We start from the raw sequence: 18,285 nt of genomic DNA on the forward strand, positions 1-18,285 counted from the left end.
CCCCCTGTGATGATCACAGAGGGCTTCTGACCTCGGAGGTCGCCAAGCAGGTGGTACGCCAGCCTGCGGATGGCTTCCGGGCCGACCGGGTGACCGACCGTCGGTCAGGCGTCGGCCAGGCGGGTGCCGTCGTCGGTCAGGTGGACGGCGCGGCCGGTGGTCGCCGAGCGGGTGGCCGCGGCTCCCACCAGTACGCTGCGGATGCCGTCGCGGTACCCGGCGGGGCGGCCCAGCGGGTCCTCGCTCGGGCCGCGGAAGATGTCGTTCAGGAGCAGCCGGTCGCCGCCGCCGTGACCGCCCTCCCCCTGCTCGATGGTGATCTCCTCCGCCTCCTGCCAGTGCCGGTGCAGGATGAGCTTCTCCCAGGCACCGGCCGCGTGTTGCTTGGTGGCGGCGCTCGGGTCGATCGCGGCGTGCGGCGGCGTCCAAGATCGCTCGCACACCTCCAGCTCGATCCGGCCCTCCGTGCCGTTGAAGACCACGCGGTAGCCCTCGTACGGGGCGTGCGCGGTGAGGGAGTACGTGAGCATGGCCCGGTTCGCGTAGCGGACCAGGACCGACATGTTGTCGTCGATCGTCACGCCCGGCCCGAAGACGTCCTGGTCGCGGATGTAGCCGTCTTCGTGCTCGGCGTCCAGGTAGAGGCGCTTGAGGTGCTGATCGGTGGAGATGTCCAGGATGAAGGGGTCGGTGCCGAGGCCGGGCGCGCCCTGGCCGCGGGCGGGGCGCGGACCCCGGGGCAGGGCCTGGCCGTAGAAGCGCAGGTCCGTCTGGGCGAAGACGAGCTCGGGTGCGGCCGCGAGCCACCAGTTGACCAGGTCGAAGTGGTGGGTGGACTTGTGCACGAGCAGACCGCCGGAGTTGGCCCGCTCGCGGTGCCAGCGGCGGAAGTAGTCGGCGCCGTGGATGGTGTCCAGTGCCCAGTCAAAGTGGACGGAGGTGATCTCGCCGATCGCGCCTTCGCTGATCAGCTTCTTCACCGCCGAGTTGCGGGGCGAGTAGCGGTAGTTGAAGGTGACCACCAGTTTGCCCGGGTTGCGCTCGGCGGCGGCGGCGATGGCCTCGCAGCCTTCGGCGTCGACGGTGAGCGGCTTCTCCACGATGACGTCGAGCCCCGCGTCGAGGGCGGCGATGACGTACTGGGCGTGTGTCACGTCCACCGTGGTGACCACGACGGCGTCGGCCAGCTCCAGCAGCTTGCCGAACTCGTCCGGATGGAAGCGGGGCACGTCGTCGCCGATGCGCTCGGCGTAGTAGTCCATGCGGGTCCGGTTGGTGTCGCAGAGGCCGACGATCGTACCGGTGTCCCGCCAGTCGCCCAGCAGGGCGTCGATGTACATCCGGACGCGGTGACCAAGGCCGACGAAGGCGTACCTGGTGCTCAACTTCTCTCCCCGAGTAGCGAAAATGATGGGCCGGAGCCACTGACGGCCCCGGCCCTGCCCGTACCGACCTCAGCCGGCGAGGGCGGCGTTGGCTTCGGTCAGGAACTTCTGCGCGGCGGCGTCCGGTGTCGTCTTGGCGAAGACGACCTCCTCGGTGACGCGCTTGAGGATGTCGTCCACCTGGAGGGCGCCCTTCGGCGGAGCGGCGATCGGGCTCAGCTCGCTCCTGACCTCGTCGATGAAGCCCAGCGTCTTCTGGTCGACGGCCGGCAGCTTGTCCTTGACGGCGGCGAGCACCTTGGCGTTGGTCGGCAGGCCGCGGTCGCTCAGCAGGATCGAGGCCGCGTCCGGGTCATTGACCATGAAGTCGATGAACTTGGCGGCTTCCGCCGGATGCTCGGACTTGGCGGCGACGGTGTAGAACATCGACGGCTGCAAGAACATACCGCTGGTGGTCGCCCCCTTCACCTTGGGCATGCGCAGCAGGGTCAGCTCCTGGCCCGACGCCTTGGTCAGGCCGCCGAGCTGGTTGCTCCACCACATGCCCGTCGCACCGGCGTTGGTGCCCAGCGGCGACTGTTCGACCCCGCCCGCGATCAGCTCGGAGCTCTTCGCCGCGTCAGGCGAGCCCTTGGTCTGGATGAGCTGCTGGTGGATGGCCCACCAGGCCTTCAGCGTGTCAGGCGAGACGCCCAGCTTCTTACCGTCGTACAGCTTCTCGCCGCGCTGGGCCGCGAAGATCTGCAGCCAGGCGGGGTTGTAGTTGTACTCGGCTCCCGTGATGCCGCCACCGCTCGCGCTGATCTGCTTGGCCAGGTTGATCCAGTCGTCCCAGGTCCAGGACTTGTCGTCGGGCACCTTCTGCTTGGCCTTCTCGATCGTCGCCTTGTTGACGAGCATGGAGAAGGCGTTGACGCCGGAGGGAATGGCGTACTGCTTGCTGTCGATGTTCCCGGCGGCGAGCGCCTGCTGGTCGAGGTCGGTCGTGACCACCTTGCCCGCCAGGTCGGCCAGGGCGCCACGCCCGGCGTACTCGCCCAGGCCGCGGATCTCGATGCTCATGACGTCGGGGGCGTCGTTCGCCGCCACCTTGGTGGCGAGTTTCTCGTAGTAGTTGTTGAAGTCGGAGAAGTCACCCTCGACGTTGATGGTCGGGTTCTTCTCCTCGAACTTCTTGATCACCTGCTCGGTGAGCTTCTGCCGGGAGTCGCTGCCCCAGTACGAGAAGCGGAGTTCGACCTTGCCACTGTCCGCCTTGTCGCCGCCGCCGCAGGCGCCGGCCGACGTCATCACGGTGGCCGCGAGCAGGGCAACCGTCCAAATCTTCTTGCGCGAGCTGAAACTCACAGCTCTACCTCCTGGTGAAGAGTTGCGGGGGGGTGTTACTTGAGTCCGGTGGTCGCCATGCCACGGATCAGGTATTTCTGGCCGGCCAGGAAGAATCCGAAGATCGGCCCCAGCGACACGATCGACATCGCGAACATCGGCCCCCACGAGGACTCACCGCTGGAGTCCAGGAACTGGCGCAGCGCGACGGCGACCGTGAGGTTGTCGGAGTTCGTCAGGTACAGGTTCTGGCTGAAGAAGTCGTTCCACGTCCAGATGAAGGTGAAGATGCCGGTCGTGGCGAGCGCCGGGGTGCAGAGCGGAAGGATCACCTGGAGGAAGACCCGCCAGTAGCCCGCGCCGTCGATGGAGGCGGCCTCGTCCAGCTCCCTCGGCAGGGTCCGGATGAACTGGACCATGAGGAAGATGAAGAACGCGTCCGTGGCCAGGAACTTGGGCACGATCAGCGGCCAGATCGTGTTGATCCAGTCCAGCTTGGAGAACACGATGTACTGCGGCACGACCGTCACATGATGCGGCAGCATGATCGAGCCGAGCATGACCGCGAACCAGAGCTTCTTCAGCGGGAAGTTCAGCCGGGCGAATGCGTACGCGGCCAGCGAGCAGGCGATCAGGTTGGCCGCCACCGACAGGCCGGTGATGACCGCGGAGTTCCACAGGTAGAACCCGAAGGAGTGCTTGAGCGAGGTCCAGCCGTCGCTGTAGTTCTCCAGCGTGAAGGTGCTCGGCCACAGGCCGGGCTCGCGGAAGATGAGCTCCTCGGGCTTGAGTGAGCTGGACACCATCCAGAGCAGCGGATAGAGCATGACCAGGCCGAAGCCGATCAGCAGGATGTGCTTGAGCAGCCGGCTGCCCCGCGGAAGCGGGCGGAACAGCAGCGGGACGGCCTTACTTGGTGTCGCCATAGAAGACCCAATACTTCGACGCGAGGAAGTTGACGCCGGTCAGTCCGGCGATGATGAGCAGGAGGACCCAGGCCATGGCTGCCGCATAGCCCATGTCGTAGCTCTTGAAGCCCTTCAGGTAGAGGTAGAGCGTGTAGAAGAGCGTGGAGTCGACCGGTCCGCCCGTACCGCTGCTGACGATGAACGACTGGGTGAAGGACTGGAACGACTTGATCACTTCGAGTACGAGGTTGAAGAAGATGATCGGCGTGAGCAGGGGCAGCGTGATCGAGCGGAACTGACGGAGCTTGCCGGCCCCGTCCACCTGGGCCGCCTCGTAGTAGCTCTGCGGAATCTGCCGCAGCCCCGCCAGGAAGATCACCATGGGCGCGCCGAACGTCCACACATGCAGGAGGATCAGCGTCCCCAGCGCGGTGTCGGGATCGGATACCCAACCGGCGCCCTGGATGCCGAAGACGTCCAGTACGGCGTTGACCAGGCCGTCACTACCGAAGAGCTTGCGCCAGAGGATCGCGATCGCCACGCTGCCACCGAGCAGGGACGGCAGGTAGTAGATCGAACGGTAGAACGACAGACCACGCAGCCCCCGGTCGAGCGCCAGCGCCAGCCCGAGCGCGAAGGCCAGCTGCAAGGGCACCGACACGACCACGTAGATCGTGGTCACCTTCAGCGAGGTGAGGAACCGCGTGTCCTCGGTGAACATCTTCGCGTAGTTGTCGAGCCCGATCCACTTGGCCGTTTCCAGCATGTTGAAGTCGGTGAACGACAGGTACAGCGACGCCAGGATCGGGCCGACCGTGATCACGAACAGGCCGAGGAACCATGGTGCCAGGAAGAGGTAGGCCGTACGGGCCTCTCGCCGTTTGTGGTTGTTCACCCGCTTGGTGCGCCTCGCACCCGGCGGCTTGGCGTGGGCTCGCCGGGGAGCGAGCGCCCGTTCCGGGGTTACCGCGATCGAATCGGACATAGACGCATGTGTCCCTCATTCCTGGCCGTCCGGGCACGGCGGGATCGGATAGCGCTTTCCTATAGGTGCGCCAAAAGTTTCGTCAACCCTTTGCAGGCGTTACGTAGATGTTACCGATATATCGTGATCTATGTTTTGCCAGCTCAAGGCGCTATCCGAGCAATTAGCTTCCCAGCTAAAATTTTCCGCTGACTACAACCGGTTGCACTGTTCGGCCCACTAGGAGCCGCTCAGCTCCTTGGTCGTGGAGGCGCGACTCACCCGGTCATGCAGCGGCTCACTCAGACGAGGCTCCCCCTCAGAGCGGTCTCCAGAAGGCGGCGACAGGGCCGCGCTTCTTCCCCTCGCTCGGGCAGCAACTCGCCGTGGCAACCGTTGCTGGGCAGCCTCAGGGGTGGATCTTCTTCTGCTCGGCCAGCATCGTGACGTACTGCTCGATACGACGTGCCCGGGTTTCGGGTTTCTTGGCGTCCTGCACGCGGTACAGCACCGCGTAACGATTGCGGCTGTCCAGCGTTGCGAAGAATTCCTGCGCGGCGGGATTCTGAGCCAGGGCACGCGCCAAATCGTCGGGTACGGTGGCGGTCCGCGGTCCGTCATATGCGGCGTCCCAGCGGCCGTCCTCTTTCGCGCGTTGGATCTCCAGCAGGCCCGCCGGCCTCATCCGGCCCTGGTCGATCAGCGCGGTGACCTTGTCGCGGTTGACCTTCGACCATTTGCTCCTCGGCCTGCGGGGAGTGAAGCGCTGCAGCCAGTGGTCATCGTCGAACTTGGCCTTTTGCCCGTCGATCCAACCGAAGCACAGTGCCACGTCAAGCGCCTCGGCATAGGTCAGCGACTGGCCGCCCGCCACCTTCTTGTCGAGTTTGAGCCAGATTCCGGACGAGGAGGTATGGCTGACGGCCAGCCATGCTTCGAATGCCGCGGCCGACGGGAACGAGCGAGTTTCCACTAGATCACCTGCTGTGATGGCGCGGACGTGAGGATATCCCAGGCGGCCATCGCGCAGGTGATGACCGTTTCCAGTTCGGCGCGGGTGGCGCCGTCGCGGGCTTGTATGGAGAGGCCCTGAACCACGGTGGTGTAGTAGCGGGCGATGGCGTCGAGGCTGGTGGGTGGTGCGGTGAGGTCGCCGTCGGTGACGCCGCGAGTGAGCCGGTCTTTGACGGTGGTGAGCTGGTCGTGCCGGCGGTCGGCGAGGAATTCTCGGACCGCGTGGTTTTCCACGGCGCCGGTCGGTGCGGCGAGGATGAGCATGCAGTAGTGCGGGGTGTCGGGGCGGGTGATCTCATCGGCGGTGGCGCGCAGCATGGCGTGGATCGCGGCGCGTGCGGTCGGTTGTTCGCGTAGCGCGCGCCTGGGCGGCTCGCCCGAGGTCGTGCCGTAGAGGGCCATGACCTTGCGGAACAGCTCCTCCTTGCTGCCGAAGCAGGCGTAGATGCTGGCCGAGGCGATGCCCATTGCCTGGGCCAGGTCGTTGAGCGAGGTGCCCTCGTAGCCCCGTTCCCAGAACAGGTCCAGCGCTTGGCGCAGGGCGGCGTCCGGGTCGAACGTGCGCGGCCTGCCGCGAGCAGCCATCGGCATGTGCCTCCGTACTTGTTTGTCGTTCGATCAAGTTTACCTTGACCTGCGTCGTACGGGCGTGCCACGATTTGTTTGTCGTTCGATAAATAAATCCGTTCGACAAATGAAGAGGGAGCCGATCGTCATGAGCATTCCCGCGACCATGCGCGCCCTGGAGCAGACGTCACTGAACGGCCCGCAGGACCTGCGGCTGATCACCGACGCGCCGGTACCGAGCCCAGGCCCGGGCGAGGTCCTGATCCGGGTCACCGCCGCCGGCGTCAACTTCGTCGACATCTCGCAGGCCCGCGGCACGTTCGCGGGCGGCCCGCGGCCGCCGTATCTGGCGGGCATCGAGGGCGCCGGTGAAGTCACCGCCGTCGGTGAGGGGGTGACCGGACTGGAGCCCGGCGCCCACGTCATCGGCGTCGACGTCGCAGGCGGCGCCTTCGCCGAGTACATGGTGCTGCCCGCGGCCGGCGCGGTGCCCGTGCCGGCGGGCTGGGCCGACGAGCAGGCGCTCGGCCTGGTCGTGAACTGGCCGACCGCGCTGGCGGCGCTCAAGCCGCTGGGCCGTATCGCTGCCGGGCAGACCGTGCTGATCCACGCCGCGGCCGGCGGAACCGGCCAGGCCGCGGTGAAGATGGCCAAACATTACGGCGCGACGGTGATCGCCACGGCCTCGCCAGGCAAGCATGAGGTGGTACGAACGCAAGGCGCGGACCACGTCATCGACTCCCGCGACACCGACATCGCCGCCGAGGTCCTGAGACTGACCGGCGGCGCGGGCGCCGACCTGGTCCTGGAGTCGGTCGGCGGCGCCACCCTCGACGCCAGCCTGGCCGCGACCAAACGGGTCACCGGCCGGGTCGTCGTCTATGGCCTGGCCGGCGGCGAAGCCGCGATCACCAACTGGGAACTGGTCTACAAACACCAGATCCACCTCATCGGCCTGAACATCGGCACCCTGATCCAGACCGCACCACAGATCTTCGGCGAAGTCATGGGCGAGATGTCCGGCCTTCTCGCGGCCGGCGTGCTCGGCCCCGGCCAGCCCACCGTCTATGAGTTGGCCGAGGGGCCGAAAGCACTCGCAGAACTGGAAGCGCGGGCCACCGTGGGCAAGCTGGCACTGCTGCCCTGAACAGACCGTGACGCCAGGCGGCTTCTGCCGATGGCAGGCTCGCGCCCGATCACACCGAAATGACAGGAGCAACAGGCATGACCATGAAAGACAAGACGGTCTTGGTGACCGGGGCCAACCGTGGCCTCGGGCAGGCGCTCGCAGCCGAAGCCCTGGCCAGGGGCGCCAGGCGGGTGTATGCCGGCACCCGCCGGCCGCTGGCCCACCCAGACGACCGGGTGACGCCCCTGAGCCTGGACATCACCAGCCCGGCGCAGATCCAAGCGGCTGCCGATCAGGTTGAGTCACTGGACATGTTGATCAACAACGCCGGCATCGCGCTGCCCGACGACCTGACCGACCCGGCCGTACTCGAACGTCATCTGGCCGTAAACCTCTTCGGGACCTACGCCGTGACCCAGGCCTTCCTCCCGGCGGTGACCAGCTCCCGCGGGGCCATCGTCAACATCCTCTCGGTGAACTCTCTCGCTGCCTTGCCGTTCATAATCCCGGCCTACTCCGTCTCGAAGGCGGCCGCGTTCTCCTTGACCCAGTCGCTTCGCGCTCACGTGGCCGCGCAGGGGGTTAGGGTGCACGCCGTCCTGCCCGGCCCGGTGGATACCGATATGATCCGCGGCTTCGACATACCGAAGGCATCCCCGGAATCGGTCGCGCTGGCCGTCTTCGACGCGATCGACAATGGGGAGGAGGAAATATTCCCCGACCCTGCCTCGGCGCCCATGGCTGCCCTCTGGCGCGATGGCGCGGCCAAGGTGCTCGAGCGCCAGTTCGCGCAACTAGCACCCGTCAGCTCGTAAGCCCTCGTAAGCCCTCCCTCGCAAGACCTCGCAAGCCCTCCCTCGTCGGCCCTCGCAAGCCCTCCCTGGCAAGCAAGAGGAAGTGCTCGGCCCCGGCCAGGCCATCACCCTCGCGGAGGAGTGGATCAGGGAGCTCGCCAACGAGTAGCCGTCAGTGTTCCGGCGGACTACCGGTCAGGTGTCAGCTTGTCCCGTTCAGCCCTGGTCAGGCGGGCCACGACCAGGTCGTAGGAGTGATCGACCAGGTCGAGAAGTTCGTCGTCGGGCACGGAACCGTCGAGCGTGATCGTGTTCCAGTGCCGCTTGTTGAGGTGGTAGCCCGCGGTGATCGCCGCATACCGGCCACGCAGATCGACCGCGAGGTCCGGGTCGCATTTGAGGCTGATGCTGCCGGGGAGCGAGCCCAGCACGACCAGCGCGAACATCTTGCCGGCGACTTTGAACACCGCCACCTCGTCGCCGAACGGGTAATCCTCGACCGATCCTGGCTGGGCGCCGCACGCCGCGATCAACCGGTCACGCCGGGAGCTGTGCACCATCACATACTCACACCTGCCATCCTCTAGCTCCGCGGCCGGTGCCCGTCGCCGCTGAGACTCACCGGGTAGCCCGCCAAAGGCCGGCATTCATCATCGCTGGTGACGTCGCCGCCCGTGATCGGGTAGCCGGCGTCGGTCTCCAGTATTGCGTGGAAGATCTGATCGGCCTTCGGTGAGTTCGCAGCGCCGAACTCGGCCAGGGTTGAAGTCGAGGTCGCCGCCGAACACGTTCGCGTAAAACTCCATTGCCTCGCGGGCGTTGTTGCCGTTGAAGGTCAGGTAGGGGTTCATCCGAGAGGACATTCACGCGATCACCCAGCAGGTACGAGGGACAGAACGGGCACGCTGTGCAGCACTTCACCCCCACACGAGGTCTAATATCGACCCCGCGATGAAGAGGGTCAGCGCCGTCCATTTCACTGGATCGCCGGTGGCCTGCCGCCCGAGAAGGAACAGGCCCCATGAACTCAGGACGACTGTCGTGATGACCTGTTGCAGGTAAAGGAAGAGGACGGCAATCCCTGCCGCACCGACCGCAACCATCCCAGGAATAATGCAGCCGGACAGACCCCCATCGGCGCTGTACCTTCTGTGTTGCGCGGCCAGGAAGGAATTCGCCTGGTCCGACAAGTCGAGTCGGCGAGCTACCTCCTGCACGGCTTCCGTTTCAATGAACGTCGCCTGATCAGGGCATATGCGGTCGTCGTACTTCTCGCTACACGGGCATTCCACTCTCATTCGGGCGCTCGCTCGTGCGATGAATTCCTCGACATTGGCAACCGATAGCAGCGGCGGCCTCGATCGCTGCGCCCAGGATCGTTTTGGCAAGCTGTCTCGGCAGGTGGTCATACTTCGCGAACTTCCGGATCTCGCGAAGTAATGTGCGTTGTCGCGTGGCCCGCTCGTGGGCTCTCTGTAACCGCTCGCGACCTACAAGATCGAGCCGTCAGCGCGACATGGCCGCCGGCTGGCTTGGTGAGGTGGAGGGCATCGACCTCACACTGAGGTTCCTCGTCAGCAAGCCAGACGACGCGACTTGGGCAGGTGCTGTACGGCGCTGCTGTACAGCCCTCCCCACGACCTCCCGCTTCAGACTTGGGCGGCGCCGAGTTCGGCGAGCAGGGCGTCGAGCACGTGCATGGCGCGCCATGCCTTGGTCATGCCGAACTGCGCGGAGAACCGTACGACGGCACGGGCCTCCTCCGGTGTGGCGCCGGCGGCGAGTGCGCGCGTCAGGTGGGCGCGGAAGCTCTCTTGCAGGGTCTGGAAGAGCACGTCGACGGTCATCGTGATGAACGCGCGCTCACGGACCGACAGCAGCCGCATGTCGGCGCGCATCCGCGACTGCAGGTCCATGTAGATGCCGAACGGCGCGTCAAGGGCGGCCACGGCCTGCCGCATCGGCTCGGGGAGCGGGCTGCCCGTGCCGTTGGCGTTCACCTCGTGGCCCTGGCCGGCGGGGGCGGGCAGGGCGTGCTCCCGTTCCAGGTCGGTCAGGCGAGCGAGCGCTGTCAGGGCGGCGGGATAACCGCTGTCGTAGGCGACGAAGCGGAGCATTTCGCGCAGGTCGTCGGCCGACAAACCGCAGTCTGCCGCCATCGTCACGTGCTGTTGGAAGGGCAGGCCGAGGGTCTGCTGGCAGACGTCGGCTGTGAGGCACAGCAGGACCTTCTCGCGCGTGGTCAGCTCCGTGCTCTCGTCCCAGAGCAGGCGGTCGGTGGCGGCGCTCATCTCGGCGAACACCGAGTCCAGTGCCTTGACCTGGTTATCCATGAGAAATCCTCTTATATGAACGACTGTAGTGCTACGACTGTAGCGCTAAAGTCGTTCGCCTACAATGGGCCACCATGGACACGACCCCCTCCGCTCCGGCCGGCCCTTCTGGCGGCAGGCGGGGCCGCAACCCGCGCGGCCAGGGCGAGCGGCTACGCGACGACATCGTCGGCGCCGCCCTGCGACTGCTGGACGAACACGGCGACGACCAGGCCGTGTCCATGCGCGCGGTGGCCCGGGAGGTCGGCGTCGCGGCGACCTCTGTGTACATTCACTTCGCCGACCGGGACGCGCTCGTCCTGGCCGCCCTGGAGAAGTTCCATCGCGAACTCTTGGAGGCCGTCGATCAGGCTGAGACCGGTGCCACCGATCCGGCGGGCAAGCTGCGTGCCCGCGTCCTGCTGCTGGGCAGGTGGGTCCAACGGCACCCCGGCCTGTACAAGGTGTTGCACGAGAGCACGCTCAACCAGCGGGCGGCCATGTCCTTCAAGCAGGAGCTGGCCGAGCGCACCACCGCCGCGGTGCAGCGGTGTATCGACGCCGGGCTCGCCCCGGCCGACGACGCCGCAGTGGTCTCACTGGACTTGAGGGCGGCGGTCCACGGGGCCGTGTCGATGCGGGTCAATCAGCCCGATCTGCCATGGCCGCCGCTGGAGGAGCAGATCGATCGTTTCCTGACCAAGCTCGTCGGCCTCACACTCGCCACTGGGCGGTGACCGGAACAGCCGCGGCCCGAACTCCGGGCGTCGAGCAGGCGCCGCCCTGCGCTTCAACTACCTCGATGCCACGGCCGAGCTTCTCGATCTCACCGGAAACGTTGAGACGCCCGATCTCAGCGTGCCACCCCACGCCGGTGGTCACCCGCGCGGCAGTCGAAGATCGAACGCGGCGCCCGAGTCGGACGGCAGGGCGCGGGCGTGCCCATCGTGGGCGGCGGCGACAGCCGCGACGATGGCGAGCCCGAGGCCCGTACCGGACCGGCGGGTGGGGTCGGCGCGGTAGAAGCGTTCGAAGGCGCGCGCTGCCTGCGCAGCACTCAGCCCGGGACCTTCGTCGCGCACCTCGATGACCGCGTCATCACCCTCTACCCGGACCATCACGGTCGCCGCCGTACCGGCCGGGGTGTGCGTGCGTACGTTGGCCAGCAGGTTGTCCAGGGCCTGGCGCAGACGCGTGCGGTCGCCTCGGACCGGCCGATTGAAGATGTTGCGGTAAAACGCTGCTGTACGAGATCGAAAAAGCCCTCCGGGATCATCCCGAAGGGCCTTCGACCTGCTGTGCGGCCGGAGGTACTCGAAACCCCAACCTTCTGATCCGTAGTCAGATGCTCTATCCATTGAGCTACGGCCGCTCGCTGCGTAAGCCAGCATAGCGGGTCCAGAGCCGTGCCTCGAACCAGATACCGCCCTCACGCCCCACTAGATTCCACCTTCTTCGGCCAAAGGGTGTAGCTCAGGGGCCAGAGCAGGGCGATCACTGGCACCTTCAGCATGTCGCGCATGAAATCGATCAGTGCGTCCGTGCGGGACGGTTCGTTGACGAGCCAGACCAGGCCGAGCAGGAGGGCGCAGGCGATGGCGTACGCGAGGACGATGCGGAGCCAGAAGACCCACTCGTAGCGGGCGCGGGCCATGCCGCCCGCAGGTGGCTTCCAGGGAGGTGGGCCGTCGGCGAAGCGGTGGCGGAACTTGGCGTCGGCCCAGCGGATCGTGCTGTGGCCGAAGACGATGGAGTACGCCAGGTACGCGGCCGCTATGCCGTGCCTCAGGTCGGCCGTGGCGCCACTGCGCATGTCCATGACGGACGCCGCCAGGAGGATCAGGTCCAGGAGCGGTACGCAGACGAGGAGGGCGGTGCTGAGTCGGCGGCGGTTCCAGAGGTAGCGGCTCGCGAGGCCGAGTCCGAGCAGGAGCCAGAAGCCGACTTCGCAGCCGATCAGGATGGCGACAATCACGTATCCCATCCTTGAGGGCTCCTCTGGCCGGCGCATCGTCAGTGAAGACGAGCCTGTGGATACATCGAAGTGTTTATCCACAGGCAGACCCACGAAGGAGTGAGCCGGGTCTGGACGGTGGTGGGATGGGGGCATGCAACGCGAGGCGTCGTGGGCCGGGCTGGCCTTCGTCGGGGGCCTGCTCCTGATCGTGGGCGGAGCCTACACTCATCGCGAGGTGCCCGAGGGGTGGCTCGCGGTGCCGCTGGCGCTCGTGTGCCTGGGGGTGGTGGTACGCCAGCGGGCGCCGTTGGTGGGGCTGGCCCTCGGGACCGTGGGGATCGGTGTTGATCTGGTCGTGGGGCCGTCGTTGCCGACTGTTCTGATATTTACCGACAACGTGTATGCGGCGGCGCTGTACGGACCGGCGTCTTTTTCGCGGTGGCTGCTGGGGGCCGCCACTGTGCTGTCGGTGTTGGCCGGGGGCGTCACGGGGGTCCTGTCGGGTGACTGGCGGGCGCTGGCGGTCAACGGGATTCAGGCGGGGCTCGTGCTGGTTACGCCGGTTACCACGGCGATGGTGTTACGCCAGCAGCGTGAGCAGGCCGCGGCCGAGCGTGCCAGGGCGGAGCAGGTGGCGCGGCTGGCGGAGCTTGACCGGGAGGCGGCCATCGCGACGGAGCGTACGCGGATGGCTCGGGAACTGCATGACATGATCGCCAACCACTTCAGTGCGATCGCCATCCAGTCGACGGGCGCGTTGTCGCGTACGGATCTGAGTGCGGCGGCCGTACGGAAGATCATGGAGTCCGTTCGGGAGAACAGTCTGAAAGGGCTGGCCGAGATGCGGACCATGATCGGGCTGTTGCGGCAGGAGGGGGATGAGGCCGAAACCTCCCGGCCGCGGCTGGCTGATGCGGAGAGTCTGGTCGAACGGTCGCGGCGGGCGGGGATGGCGGCTGATTTCCGCGTCGAGGGGGAGTCGCGGGAGCTGTCTCCGGCGGTGGATCTGGCCGGCTATCGGATCTTGCAAGAGGCGCTGACCAATGCGCTCAAACATGGCGGGCGGTCGGCTGTGGTCAAGGTCGTTTATGAGTCGGGGCAAGTGACGGTCGCTGTGGACAACCCTGTGGATAAGCCTGTGAGTAACCCTGTGGATGGACGTCCCGCTCTGCCTCTCGCGGCGGAGGTTTTTCCTGGGGCCGGGGCTGGGCTGGTTCCCGGGGCGGGGGCAGGGCTGGTGGGGATGAGAGAGCGGGCCGTGTTGGTCGGGGGGTCGTTCGAGGCCGGGGTGGACGGGGGTTTGTGGCGGGTCAAGGCCGTGCTGCCCATGCCGAAGGACAGGAAGGGACAGTGGGAGGCGGGATGACGATCAAGGTACTGGTCGCGGACGATCATGCGGCTGTCAGGGCGGGGCTGGTGCTGATTCTCGGTGGGGCCCGGGACATCGAGGTCGTCGGGGAGGCGGCCGATGGGGAGCAGGCGGTGGAGTTGGCCCGCGAGACCCGGCCCGACGTGGTGTTGATGGACGTGCGGATGCCGAAGCTCGACGGCATCTCGGCGACCAGGGAGCTCGCCGGGGTGGCCGATGTGTTGATCTTGACGACGTTCGATGTGGATGAGTATGTGTTCGGGGCGTTGCGAGCGGGGGCGGCGGGGTTCCTGTTGAAGAACACCGACGCGGAGTCGCTGGTCACGGCCGTACGGCTGGTGGCCAAGGGGGATGGGCTGATCTCGCCTACGGTCACGCGGCGGTTGATCTCTGCCTTTGCCGAGCAGCCCGTACGCAAGGAGCAACAGGTGGAGGGATTGACGCCGCGGGAGCAGGAGGTGTTGGCCGGGATCGGTCGCGGGCTGTCCAATGCCGAGATCGCCAGGGAGCTCGACATGGCAGAGGCGACCACGAAGACGCATGTGAGCCGGGTGTTGAACAAACTGGGTCTCAAAAGCCGGGTCCAAGCAGCGATTTATTACTCAGAAGGCCCCCGCTAGTCTGAAGGTCGTGACCATGTCTCCTCCTCCCCCGCCGCCACGGCCGACGGGCTTGATCGTTGGCTTGGCGTTCGCCGGGGCCTTTGGTTACTGGATCCTCAATGTGATCGTCGGACTCATCGTCGTGAGCATGTCGTCGACGGTCGCGATCGGGGTCGCCGCGGGGCTCCTGGCCGTGGTCGGGATCGGCGCGGGGATCGTGCTCGTGGTGCTGCGTAGGCCGTGGGCGCTGGGGCTGGGGCTGGGGCTGATGATCGGGTGGGCGCTCGCCTCCATCGTCTCGGCCGGCTATTGCACGGGACTGAATCCGGGCATGTACGCATGACCGGGCCACCATCGAGTCCGGGCATGTACACACGGACCGGGCCAACGCTGGATCCGGGCATGTTCACATGACCGCGCCCGCACCGGGCGATCGTGACGAGGGGACGCCTCCTCAGGGAGGGAGCGCCCCGACGCGAGTGGAGGGGAGCGTCGAACCGTCTCCCGGACAATCCGCTCCCCCGCCGTCCGAACAAATCAGCATCCCGCCGTCCGGACAATCCGCTCCCCCGCCGTCCAGACAGACCAGCATCCCGCCGTCCCCCGGCGGGCCAAAGCCGCCGCCCAACGGCAAGTCCAACAGCAGGCCCCAGGGCAAGTCCGTCGGGGTGATCATCGGACTAGCGTTCGCAGGGCTGGTCGCCTACAGCATCGTCAACGCCATCCTCGGCATCCTGATCTTCGTCAGCACCCTCGACCAGAACGGCACTAACTACCCCATCATCATCTCCTGCACGATCTTCCTCGCCCTCTTCGGTCTCGGGGCGGGGGCCGGGCTGCAGTTCCTGCGCAAGCCGTGGGCCACCGGTCTGGGCCTGGGGTTCCTTGTCGGCTGGGCGTTATGGTCGATCTTGTCCGCCGGGATCTGCACCGGCATCAGCCCAGATCTGTACGCCTGACATGCCGCTCCACGAGATCTTCGTCGGCCTGGGAGTGCTCGTCGCGTCCGTGGTCTTCGTGCACGAGGCCCGCCGCCGCGGCGCGCTCAACGAGCAGTCGCTGGTGGCCGTGACCGGTGCGCTGGTCGGCGGCGCGATCGGCATGCGGCTGGCGGGCTGGCTGGAGACGCTGAACCTCTCCGACCTCTGGCTGTACGGCTCGCGGAGCATCCTCGGCGGCTTGACCGGCGCCTACATAGGCGTACTGATCGCCAAGAGGATCATCGGCTACAAGCAGCGGACCGGCGACCTGTTCGCCCCGGCGGTGGCGCTGGGCATGGCGGTGGGCCGGATCGGCTGCCATCTGACCGAGGCGCCGGGCCGTCCGACCGAGTTGCCCTGGGGCGTACACGCTCCCCCGACGACGCCCGAGTGCCCCGGCTGCCTGAGCGGCCAGGCCATGCACCCGTCGTTCGTCTATGAGATCGTCTTCCAGCTCGCCGTGTTCGCCGCGCTGCTCTGGGCGCGCAGGCGGCTCACCGAGCCGGGCGAGCTGTTCACGCTGTACCTGGCCGCGTACGCCGTCTTCCGCTTCCTCGTCGAGTTCACCCGCGCCAACGAGACCGTCTGGCTCGAGCTCACCAGGCCGCAGTGGTTCCTGATCCCCGGCCTGCTGCTGCTCGCCCTGAGGCTGCGGTACGGCTGGCGGCGCGGCCACTACGATCCCCTCTTCAAGCGGAAGGTCATGACATGAGCACCGGAATGGGCCTGCGGGGTGACCGCATCCTCAGGTACGTCAACGCCTTCTGTCCCCACTGCCACGGCCAGGACCTGGAGCGGGTCGAACGGCTGAGCGGCTACCTGACCGTCCGCGACGAGCGCGTATGGCTGGAGCGCGGCTGCCGCGAACACGGCCTGATCAGGACTTTGTACGACGAAGACCCAGAAATCCTGACCTATCTGGAAGAGTGGACCGCTCCCACAAAGCTCCACATGCCGGATATTTCGTGGAATTTCGACCCCATCCCTGCGGCCTACCTCCAAGGGCTGCCCGAGATGCAGACCCAGCACACCTGCATCCTGCTCGAAGACATCGTCGAAGCCTGCAACCTGCGCTGCCCCACCTGCTTCGCCGACAGCTCCCCCGATCTGGCCGGAATCGTCCCCATCACCGACATCCTGGCGAACGTCGACCAGCGCCTGTCCCGCGAGAACGGCAAGCTCGACGTCCTCATGTTGAGCGGCGGCGAGCCCACCCTTCACCCCGAGCTCGCCCAACTGCTCGCCGAGCTCCACCAGCGCCCTGTCACCCGCATCCTGATCAACACCAACGGCGTCCTCATCGCCAGGGACGACGCCCTGCTCGACCTGCTCACCGAGCACCGCGAGCGGGTGGAGGTCTACCTCCAGTACGACGGCGGTTCGGCCGAGGCGTCGAAGCACCACCGGGGCGGTGACCTCAGGCAGCTCAAGGCGCAGGCCGTACAACGGCTGTCGGAGCGGGAGATCTTCACCACGCTGGTGATGACCGCCGCACTGGGCGTCAACGACGGGGAGATCGGCGACGTCGTACGGCTGGCGCTCGACACGCCGTTCGTCGGCGGGGTGTCCCTGCAGCCGCAGTTCGGCTCGGGCAGGTCGGGGCCGATCGACCCGATGAACCGCCTCACCCACACCGGCGTGCTCAAGCGACTCGGCCCGCAGACCGACGGCCTGGTGACCTGGCGCGACCTCACCGCGCTGCCCTGCTCACACCCGCACTGCTGCTCGGTCGGCTACCTGATCCGCGACGACTCGCAGCAGTGGCGTTCGCTGGTCGCGCTGATCGGCCATGACCGGCTCAAGGCGAACCTGGGCCTGGTCTCCAATCGCATCGCCGACACCGAGATCCCCCGCGAGCTGCGGCTGGCCGTACAGGAATCGCTGCTCGGACTGCTGTCGGAGCAGTCGTCGTTGTCACACCCGCAGATCGGCGACCTGTGGCGCGACATCTGCGAGAACTGCGACCTCGGCGTGTCCACACTGCTCACCCTGGCCTCCTCGGCGCTGCCCGGCCGACGAAAGAGGCTTCGCAAACTGCTCGGCGAGCGGGTGGTGCGGGTGACGGTCAAGCCGTTCATGGACATCTCAACCATGATCGAAGAGCGGCTCACGCAGTGCTGCGTGCACGTCGGCACGCGGGCCGAGCAGGACCAGTGCGCGCCGTTCTGCGCGGTTCAGGCGTGGCCCCAGCTCTCGGGACAACGGCTGTCGGCGGTCGCCGCCACATCCCAGCTCTCGGGGCAACGACTGGCCGCGACCACATCCCAGCTCAAGGTGATCACGTGAAGGATCCGCTCCGGTTGTGCGTGTACGCGACCGTCGCGCTGCTGGCCTGGCTGCTGGGGCCGTGGGCGGTGCTGGGGTTCGCGGCCCTCGGGTTCGCCGGGTACTGGAATGCGCGGCGGGTCGGGCTGACCCACAGCAAGTGCTTGCTCAAGGACACCCGGCTCGTCCTGGCCTACCTCGGGTTGCTGGTGCTCGTCGCGGCGGCGGCGATCATCCACTCCCTGCTGTGAGCTCCACGGGGATGTACAGGCTGAGCGTCTCGGCGATGCACGCCGGGCGCTTCTCGCCCTCGACCTCGATCGTCATCTTCAGGTTGGCCAGGTAGCCGGCCGGCGTGCCCTTGACGTCGCTCAGCTCCCCCAGCGCCCTGACCCGCGCACCGACCGGCACCGGCCTGGGGAAACGTACCTTGTTCAGGCCGTAGTTGACGCCCATCTGGATGCTCTCGACGCGTACCAGCTCCATCATGAACGACGGCAGCAGTGACAGGCTCAGGTAGCCGTGCGCGATCGTGCCGCCGAACGGTCCTTCCTTGGCCCGCTCCACGTCGACGTGGATCCACTGGTGGTCGTCGGTCGCGTCGGCGAAGAGATTGACCTGCTCCTGAGTGACTGTGCGCCACTCGGTCGGGCCGAACTTCTCGCCGACGGCCGCCTTGAGTTCCTGTACGTTCGCGAAGGTCCGCATGGCTC

The 18,285-nt window shown here is 66.8% G+C and carries 22 protein-coding genes and 1 tRNA gene; 10 read left to right on the forward strand and 13 right to left on the reverse strand.

Annotation, left to right across the window (positions count from 1 at the left end; translation table 11 throughout):
* Nucleotides 1-104 precede the first annotated feature (104 nt).
* The 6 genes from AB0C30_RS49710 to AB0C30_RS49735 all read right to left on the reverse strand — a co-directional run bounded on the left by AB0C30_RS49710 (nt 105) and on the right by AB0C30_RS49735 (nt 6,188).
* A complete protein-coding gene (locus AB0C30_RS49710; protein ID WP_357957623.1) occupies nt 105-1,385 on the reverse strand; it encodes a Gfo/Idh/MocA family oxidoreductase in 1,281 nt (426 codons plus the stop codon).
* A 69-nt stretch (nt 1,386-1,454) separates the two neighbouring features.
* Entirely contained in the window at nt 1,455-2,732 is a 1,278-nt protein-coding gene (locus AB0C30_RS49715) for an extracellular solute-binding protein (protein WP_357957625.1), read from the reverse strand.
* A 35-nt stretch (nt 2,733-2,767) separates the two neighbouring features.
* Nucleotides 2,768-3,637: a carbohydrate ABC transporter permease gene (locus tag AB0C30_RS49720; protein ID WP_357957627.1), complete on the reverse strand. Its 870-nt coding sequence runs from the start codon at nt 3,635-3,637 to the stop codon at nt 2,768-2,770.
* Nucleotides 3,621-4,604 (reverse strand): sugar ABC transporter permease, encoded by a 984-nt coding sequence (locus AB0C30_RS49725; RefSeq protein ID WP_357957629.1) that lies wholly within the window; start codon nt 4,602-4,604, stop codon nt 3,621-3,623. Before AB0C30_RS49725 ends, AB0C30_RS49720 begins: the two co-directional genes overlap by 17 nt.
* Nucleotides 4,605-4,992: 388 nt before the next feature.
* Nucleotides 4,993-5,556, reverse strand: coding sequence for a YdeI/OmpD-associated family protein (locus AB0C30_RS49730; protein ID WP_357957630.1), 564 nt, complete (start codon nt 5,554-5,556; stop codon nt 4,993-4,995).
* The gene (locus tag AB0C30_RS49735; protein ID WP_357957632.1) at nt 5,556-6,188 is read right to left on the reverse strand and encodes a TetR/AcrR family transcriptional regulator; all 633 of its coding nucleotides are present in this window, start codon (nt 6,186-6,188) and stop codon (nt 5,556-5,558) included. Before AB0C30_RS49735 ends, AB0C30_RS49730 begins: the two co-directional genes overlap by 1 nt.
* 124 nt (nt 6,189-6,312) lie before the next feature.
* On the opposite strand from AB0C30_RS49735, the gene AB0C30_RS49740 reads away from it, so the two are divergent.
* Together AB0C30_RS49740 and AB0C30_RS49745 are read left to right on the forward strand one after the other, a co-directional pair.
* Nucleotides 6,313-7,311, forward strand: coding sequence for an NADPH:quinone oxidoreductase family protein (locus AB0C30_RS49740; protein ID WP_357957634.1), 999 nt, complete (start codon nt 6,313-6,315; stop codon nt 7,309-7,311).
* A gap of 77 nt (nt 7,312-7,388) precedes the next feature.
* Nucleotides 7,389-8,108, forward strand: coding sequence for an SDR family NAD(P)-dependent oxidoreductase (locus tag AB0C30_RS49745; RefSeq protein WP_357957635.1), 720 nt, complete (start codon nt 7,389-7,391; stop codon nt 8,106-8,108).
* A gap of 167 nt (nt 8,109-8,275) precedes the next feature.
* Here AB0C30_RS49745 and AB0C30_RS49750 read toward each other — a convergent pair whose 3' ends face one another.
* The 3 genes from AB0C30_RS49750 to AB0C30_RS49760 all read right to left on the reverse strand — a co-directional run bounded on the left by AB0C30_RS49750 (nt 8,276) and on the right by AB0C30_RS49760 (nt 10,420).
* Nucleotides 8,276-8,647 carry an MmcQ/YjbR family DNA-binding protein gene (locus AB0C30_RS49750; protein ID WP_357957684.1) on the reverse strand — a complete coding sequence of 124 codons (372 nt, stop codon included), beginning with the start codon at nt 8,645-8,647 and terminating at the stop codon, nt 8,276-8,278.
* A 357-nt stretch (nt 8,648-9,004) separates the two neighbouring features.
* On the reverse strand, nt 9,005-9,496 hold the full coding sequence (locus tag AB0C30_RS49755; protein ID WP_357957636.1) for a hypothetical protein: 492 nt from the start codon (nt 9,494-9,496) through the stop codon (nt 9,005-9,007).
* Between the two features lie 240 nt (nt 9,497-9,736).
* The gene (locus AB0C30_RS49760) at nt 9,737-10,420 is read right to left on the reverse strand and encodes a carboxymuconolactone decarboxylase family protein (RefSeq protein WP_357957638.1); all 684 of its coding nucleotides are present in this window, start codon (nt 10,418-10,420) and stop codon (nt 9,737-9,739) included.
* 74 nt (nt 10,421-10,494) lie between these two features.
* Between AB0C30_RS49760 and AB0C30_RS49765 the strand changes: the two genes are divergently transcribed.
* Nucleotides 10,495-11,136: a TetR/AcrR family transcriptional regulator gene (locus tag AB0C30_RS49765; protein ID WP_357957640.1), complete on the forward strand. Its 642-nt coding sequence runs from the start codon at nt 10,495-10,497 to the stop codon at nt 11,134-11,136.
* Between the two features lie 141 nt (nt 11,137-11,277).
* On the opposite strand, the gene AB0C30_RS49770 is transcribed toward AB0C30_RS49765, so the two are convergent.
* The 3 genes from AB0C30_RS49770 to AB0C30_RS49780 all read right to left on the reverse strand — a co-directional run bounded on the left by AB0C30_RS49770 (nt 11,278) and on the right by AB0C30_RS49780 (nt 12,374).
* Complete coding sequence (locus AB0C30_RS49770; protein WP_357957685.1) at nt 11,278-11,625, reverse strand: ATP-binding protein; 348 nt, start codon at nt 11,623-11,625, stop codon at nt 11,278-11,280.
* A 73-nt stretch (nt 11,626-11,698) separates the two neighbouring features.
* Nucleotides 11,699-11,771: transfer RNA gene (locus AB0C30_RS49775), tRNA-Arg, on the reverse strand.
* Nucleotides 11,772-11,828: 57 nt separating this feature from the next.
* On the reverse strand, nt 11,829-12,374 hold the full coding sequence (locus tag AB0C30_RS49780) for a hypothetical protein (RefSeq protein ID WP_357957642.1): 546 nt from the start codon (nt 12,372-12,374) through the stop codon (nt 11,829-11,831).
* 133 nt (nt 12,375-12,507) lie between these two features.
* Here AB0C30_RS49780 and AB0C30_RS49785 point away from each other — a divergent pair, with 133 nt between their 5' ends.
* The 7 genes from AB0C30_RS49785 to AB0C30_RS49815 all read left to right on the forward strand — a co-directional run bounded on the left by AB0C30_RS49785 (nt 12,508) and on the right by AB0C30_RS49815 (nt 17,823).
* Entirely contained in the window at nt 12,508-13,722 is a 1,215-nt protein-coding gene (locus tag AB0C30_RS49785) for a histidine kinase (RefSeq protein WP_357957644.1), read from the forward strand.
* Nucleotides 13,719-14,345: a response regulator transcription factor gene (locus AB0C30_RS49790; protein WP_357957646.1), complete on the forward strand. Its 627-nt coding sequence runs from the start codon at nt 13,719-13,721 to the stop codon at nt 14,343-14,345. Before AB0C30_RS49785 ends, AB0C30_RS49790 begins: the two co-directional genes overlap by 4 nt.
* Nucleotides 14,346-14,397: 52 nt before the next feature.
* Nucleotides 14,398-14,670, forward strand: coding sequence for a hypothetical protein (locus tag AB0C30_RS49795; RefSeq protein WP_357957648.1), 273 nt, complete (start codon nt 14,398-14,400; stop codon nt 14,668-14,670).
* Nucleotides 14,671-14,995: 325 nt separating this feature from the next.
* Entirely contained in the window at nt 14,996-15,286 is a 291-nt protein-coding gene (locus AB0C30_RS49800; protein ID WP_357957650.1) for a hypothetical protein, read from the forward strand.
* Between the two features lies 1 nt (nt 15,287).
* Complete coding sequence (locus AB0C30_RS49805; RefSeq protein ID WP_357957652.1) at nt 15,288-16,019, forward strand: prolipoprotein diacylglyceryl transferase family protein; 732 nt, start codon at nt 15,288-15,290, stop codon at nt 16,017-16,019.
* Nucleotides 16,016-17,593, forward strand: coding sequence for a radical SAM protein (locus AB0C30_RS49810; RefSeq protein ID WP_357957653.1), 1,578 nt, complete (start codon nt 16,016-16,018; stop codon nt 17,591-17,593). The genes AB0C30_RS49805 and AB0C30_RS49810 overlap by 4 nt, the downstream gene beginning before the upstream one ends.
* Nucleotides 17,590-17,823 (forward strand): hypothetical protein, encoded by a 234-nt coding sequence (locus AB0C30_RS49815; RefSeq protein ID WP_357957655.1) that lies wholly within the window; start codon nt 17,590-17,592, stop codon nt 17,821-17,823. The genes AB0C30_RS49810 and AB0C30_RS49815 overlap by 4 nt, the downstream gene beginning before the upstream one ends.
* Here AB0C30_RS49815 and AB0C30_RS49820 read toward each other — a convergent pair.
* A complete protein-coding gene (locus AB0C30_RS49820) occupies nt 17,804-18,280 on the reverse strand; it encodes a MaoC family dehydratase (protein ID WP_357957657.1) in 477 nt (158 codons plus the stop codon). The two genes, AB0C30_RS49815 and AB0C30_RS49820, sit on opposite strands and share 20 nt — an antisense overlap.
* Nucleotides 18,281-18,285: the final 5 nt, after the last annotated feature.

Origin of the sequence: Nonomuraea sp. NPDC048901 (assembly GCF_040649695.1) — a bacterium.
GTDB lineage: Bacteria > Actinomycetota > Actinomycetes > Streptosporangiales > Streptosporangiaceae > Nonomuraea.

What these genes read in the sequence shown, in the direction of transcription:
- AB0C30_RS49720 (WP_357957627.1), bottom strand. Translation starts at nt 3,637, where the DNA reads ATGGCGACACCAAGTAAGGCCGTCCCGCTGCTGTTCCGCCCGCTTCCG.
- AB0C30_RS49760 (WP_357957638.1), bottom strand. Translation starts at nt 10,420, where the DNA reads ATGGATAACCAGGTCAAGGCACTGGACTCGGTGTTCGCCGAGATGAGC.
- AB0C30_RS49785 (WP_357957644.1), top strand. Translation starts at nt 12,508, where the DNA reads ATGCAACGCGAGGCGTCGTGGGCCGGGCTGGCCTTCGTCGGGGGCCTG.
- AB0C30_RS49740 (WP_357957634.1), top strand. Translation starts at nt 6,313, where the DNA reads ATGAGCATTCCCGCGACCATGCGCGCCCTGGAGCAGACGTCACTGAAC.
- AB0C30_RS49750 (WP_357957684.1), bottom strand. Translation starts at nt 8,647, where the DNA reads ATGGTGCACAGCTCCCGGCGTGACCGGTTGATCGCGGCGTGCGGCGCC.
- AB0C30_RS49725 (WP_357957629.1), bottom strand. Translation starts at nt 4,604, where the DNA reads ATGTCCGATTCGATCGCGGTAACCCCGGAACGGGCGCTCGCTCCCCGG.
- AB0C30_RS49765 (WP_357957640.1), top strand. Translation starts at nt 10,495, where the DNA reads ATGGACACGACCCCCTCCGCTCCGGCCGGCCCTTCTGGCGGCAGGCGG.
- AB0C30_RS49745 (WP_357957635.1), top strand. Translation starts at nt 7,389, where the DNA reads ATGACCATGAAAGACAAGACGGTCTTGGTGACCGGGGCCAACCGTGGC.
- AB0C30_RS49790 (WP_357957646.1), top strand. Translation starts at nt 13,719, where the DNA reads ATGACGATCAAGGTACTGGTCGCGGACGATCATGCGGCTGTCAGGGCG.
- AB0C30_RS49820 (WP_357957657.1), bottom strand. Translation starts at nt 18,280, where the DNA reads ATGCGGACCTTCGCGAACGTACAGGAACTCAAGGCGGCCGTCGGCGAG.
- AB0C30_RS49805 (WP_357957652.1), top strand. Translation starts at nt 15,288, where the DNA reads ATGCCGCTCCACGAGATCTTCGTCGGCCTGGGAGTGCTCGTCGCGTCC.
- AB0C30_RS49810 (WP_357957653.1), top strand. Translation starts at nt 16,016, where the DNA reads ATGAGCACCGGAATGGGCCTGCGGGGTGACCGCATCCTCAGGTACGTC.
- AB0C30_RS49755 (WP_357957636.1), bottom strand. Translation starts at nt 9,496, where the DNA reads ATGACCACCTGCCGAGACAGCTTGCCAAAACGATCCTGGGCGCAGCGA.
- AB0C30_RS49735 (WP_357957632.1), bottom strand. Translation starts at nt 6,188, where the DNA reads ATGCCGATGGCTGCTCGCGGCAGGCCGCGCACGTTCGACCCGGACGCC.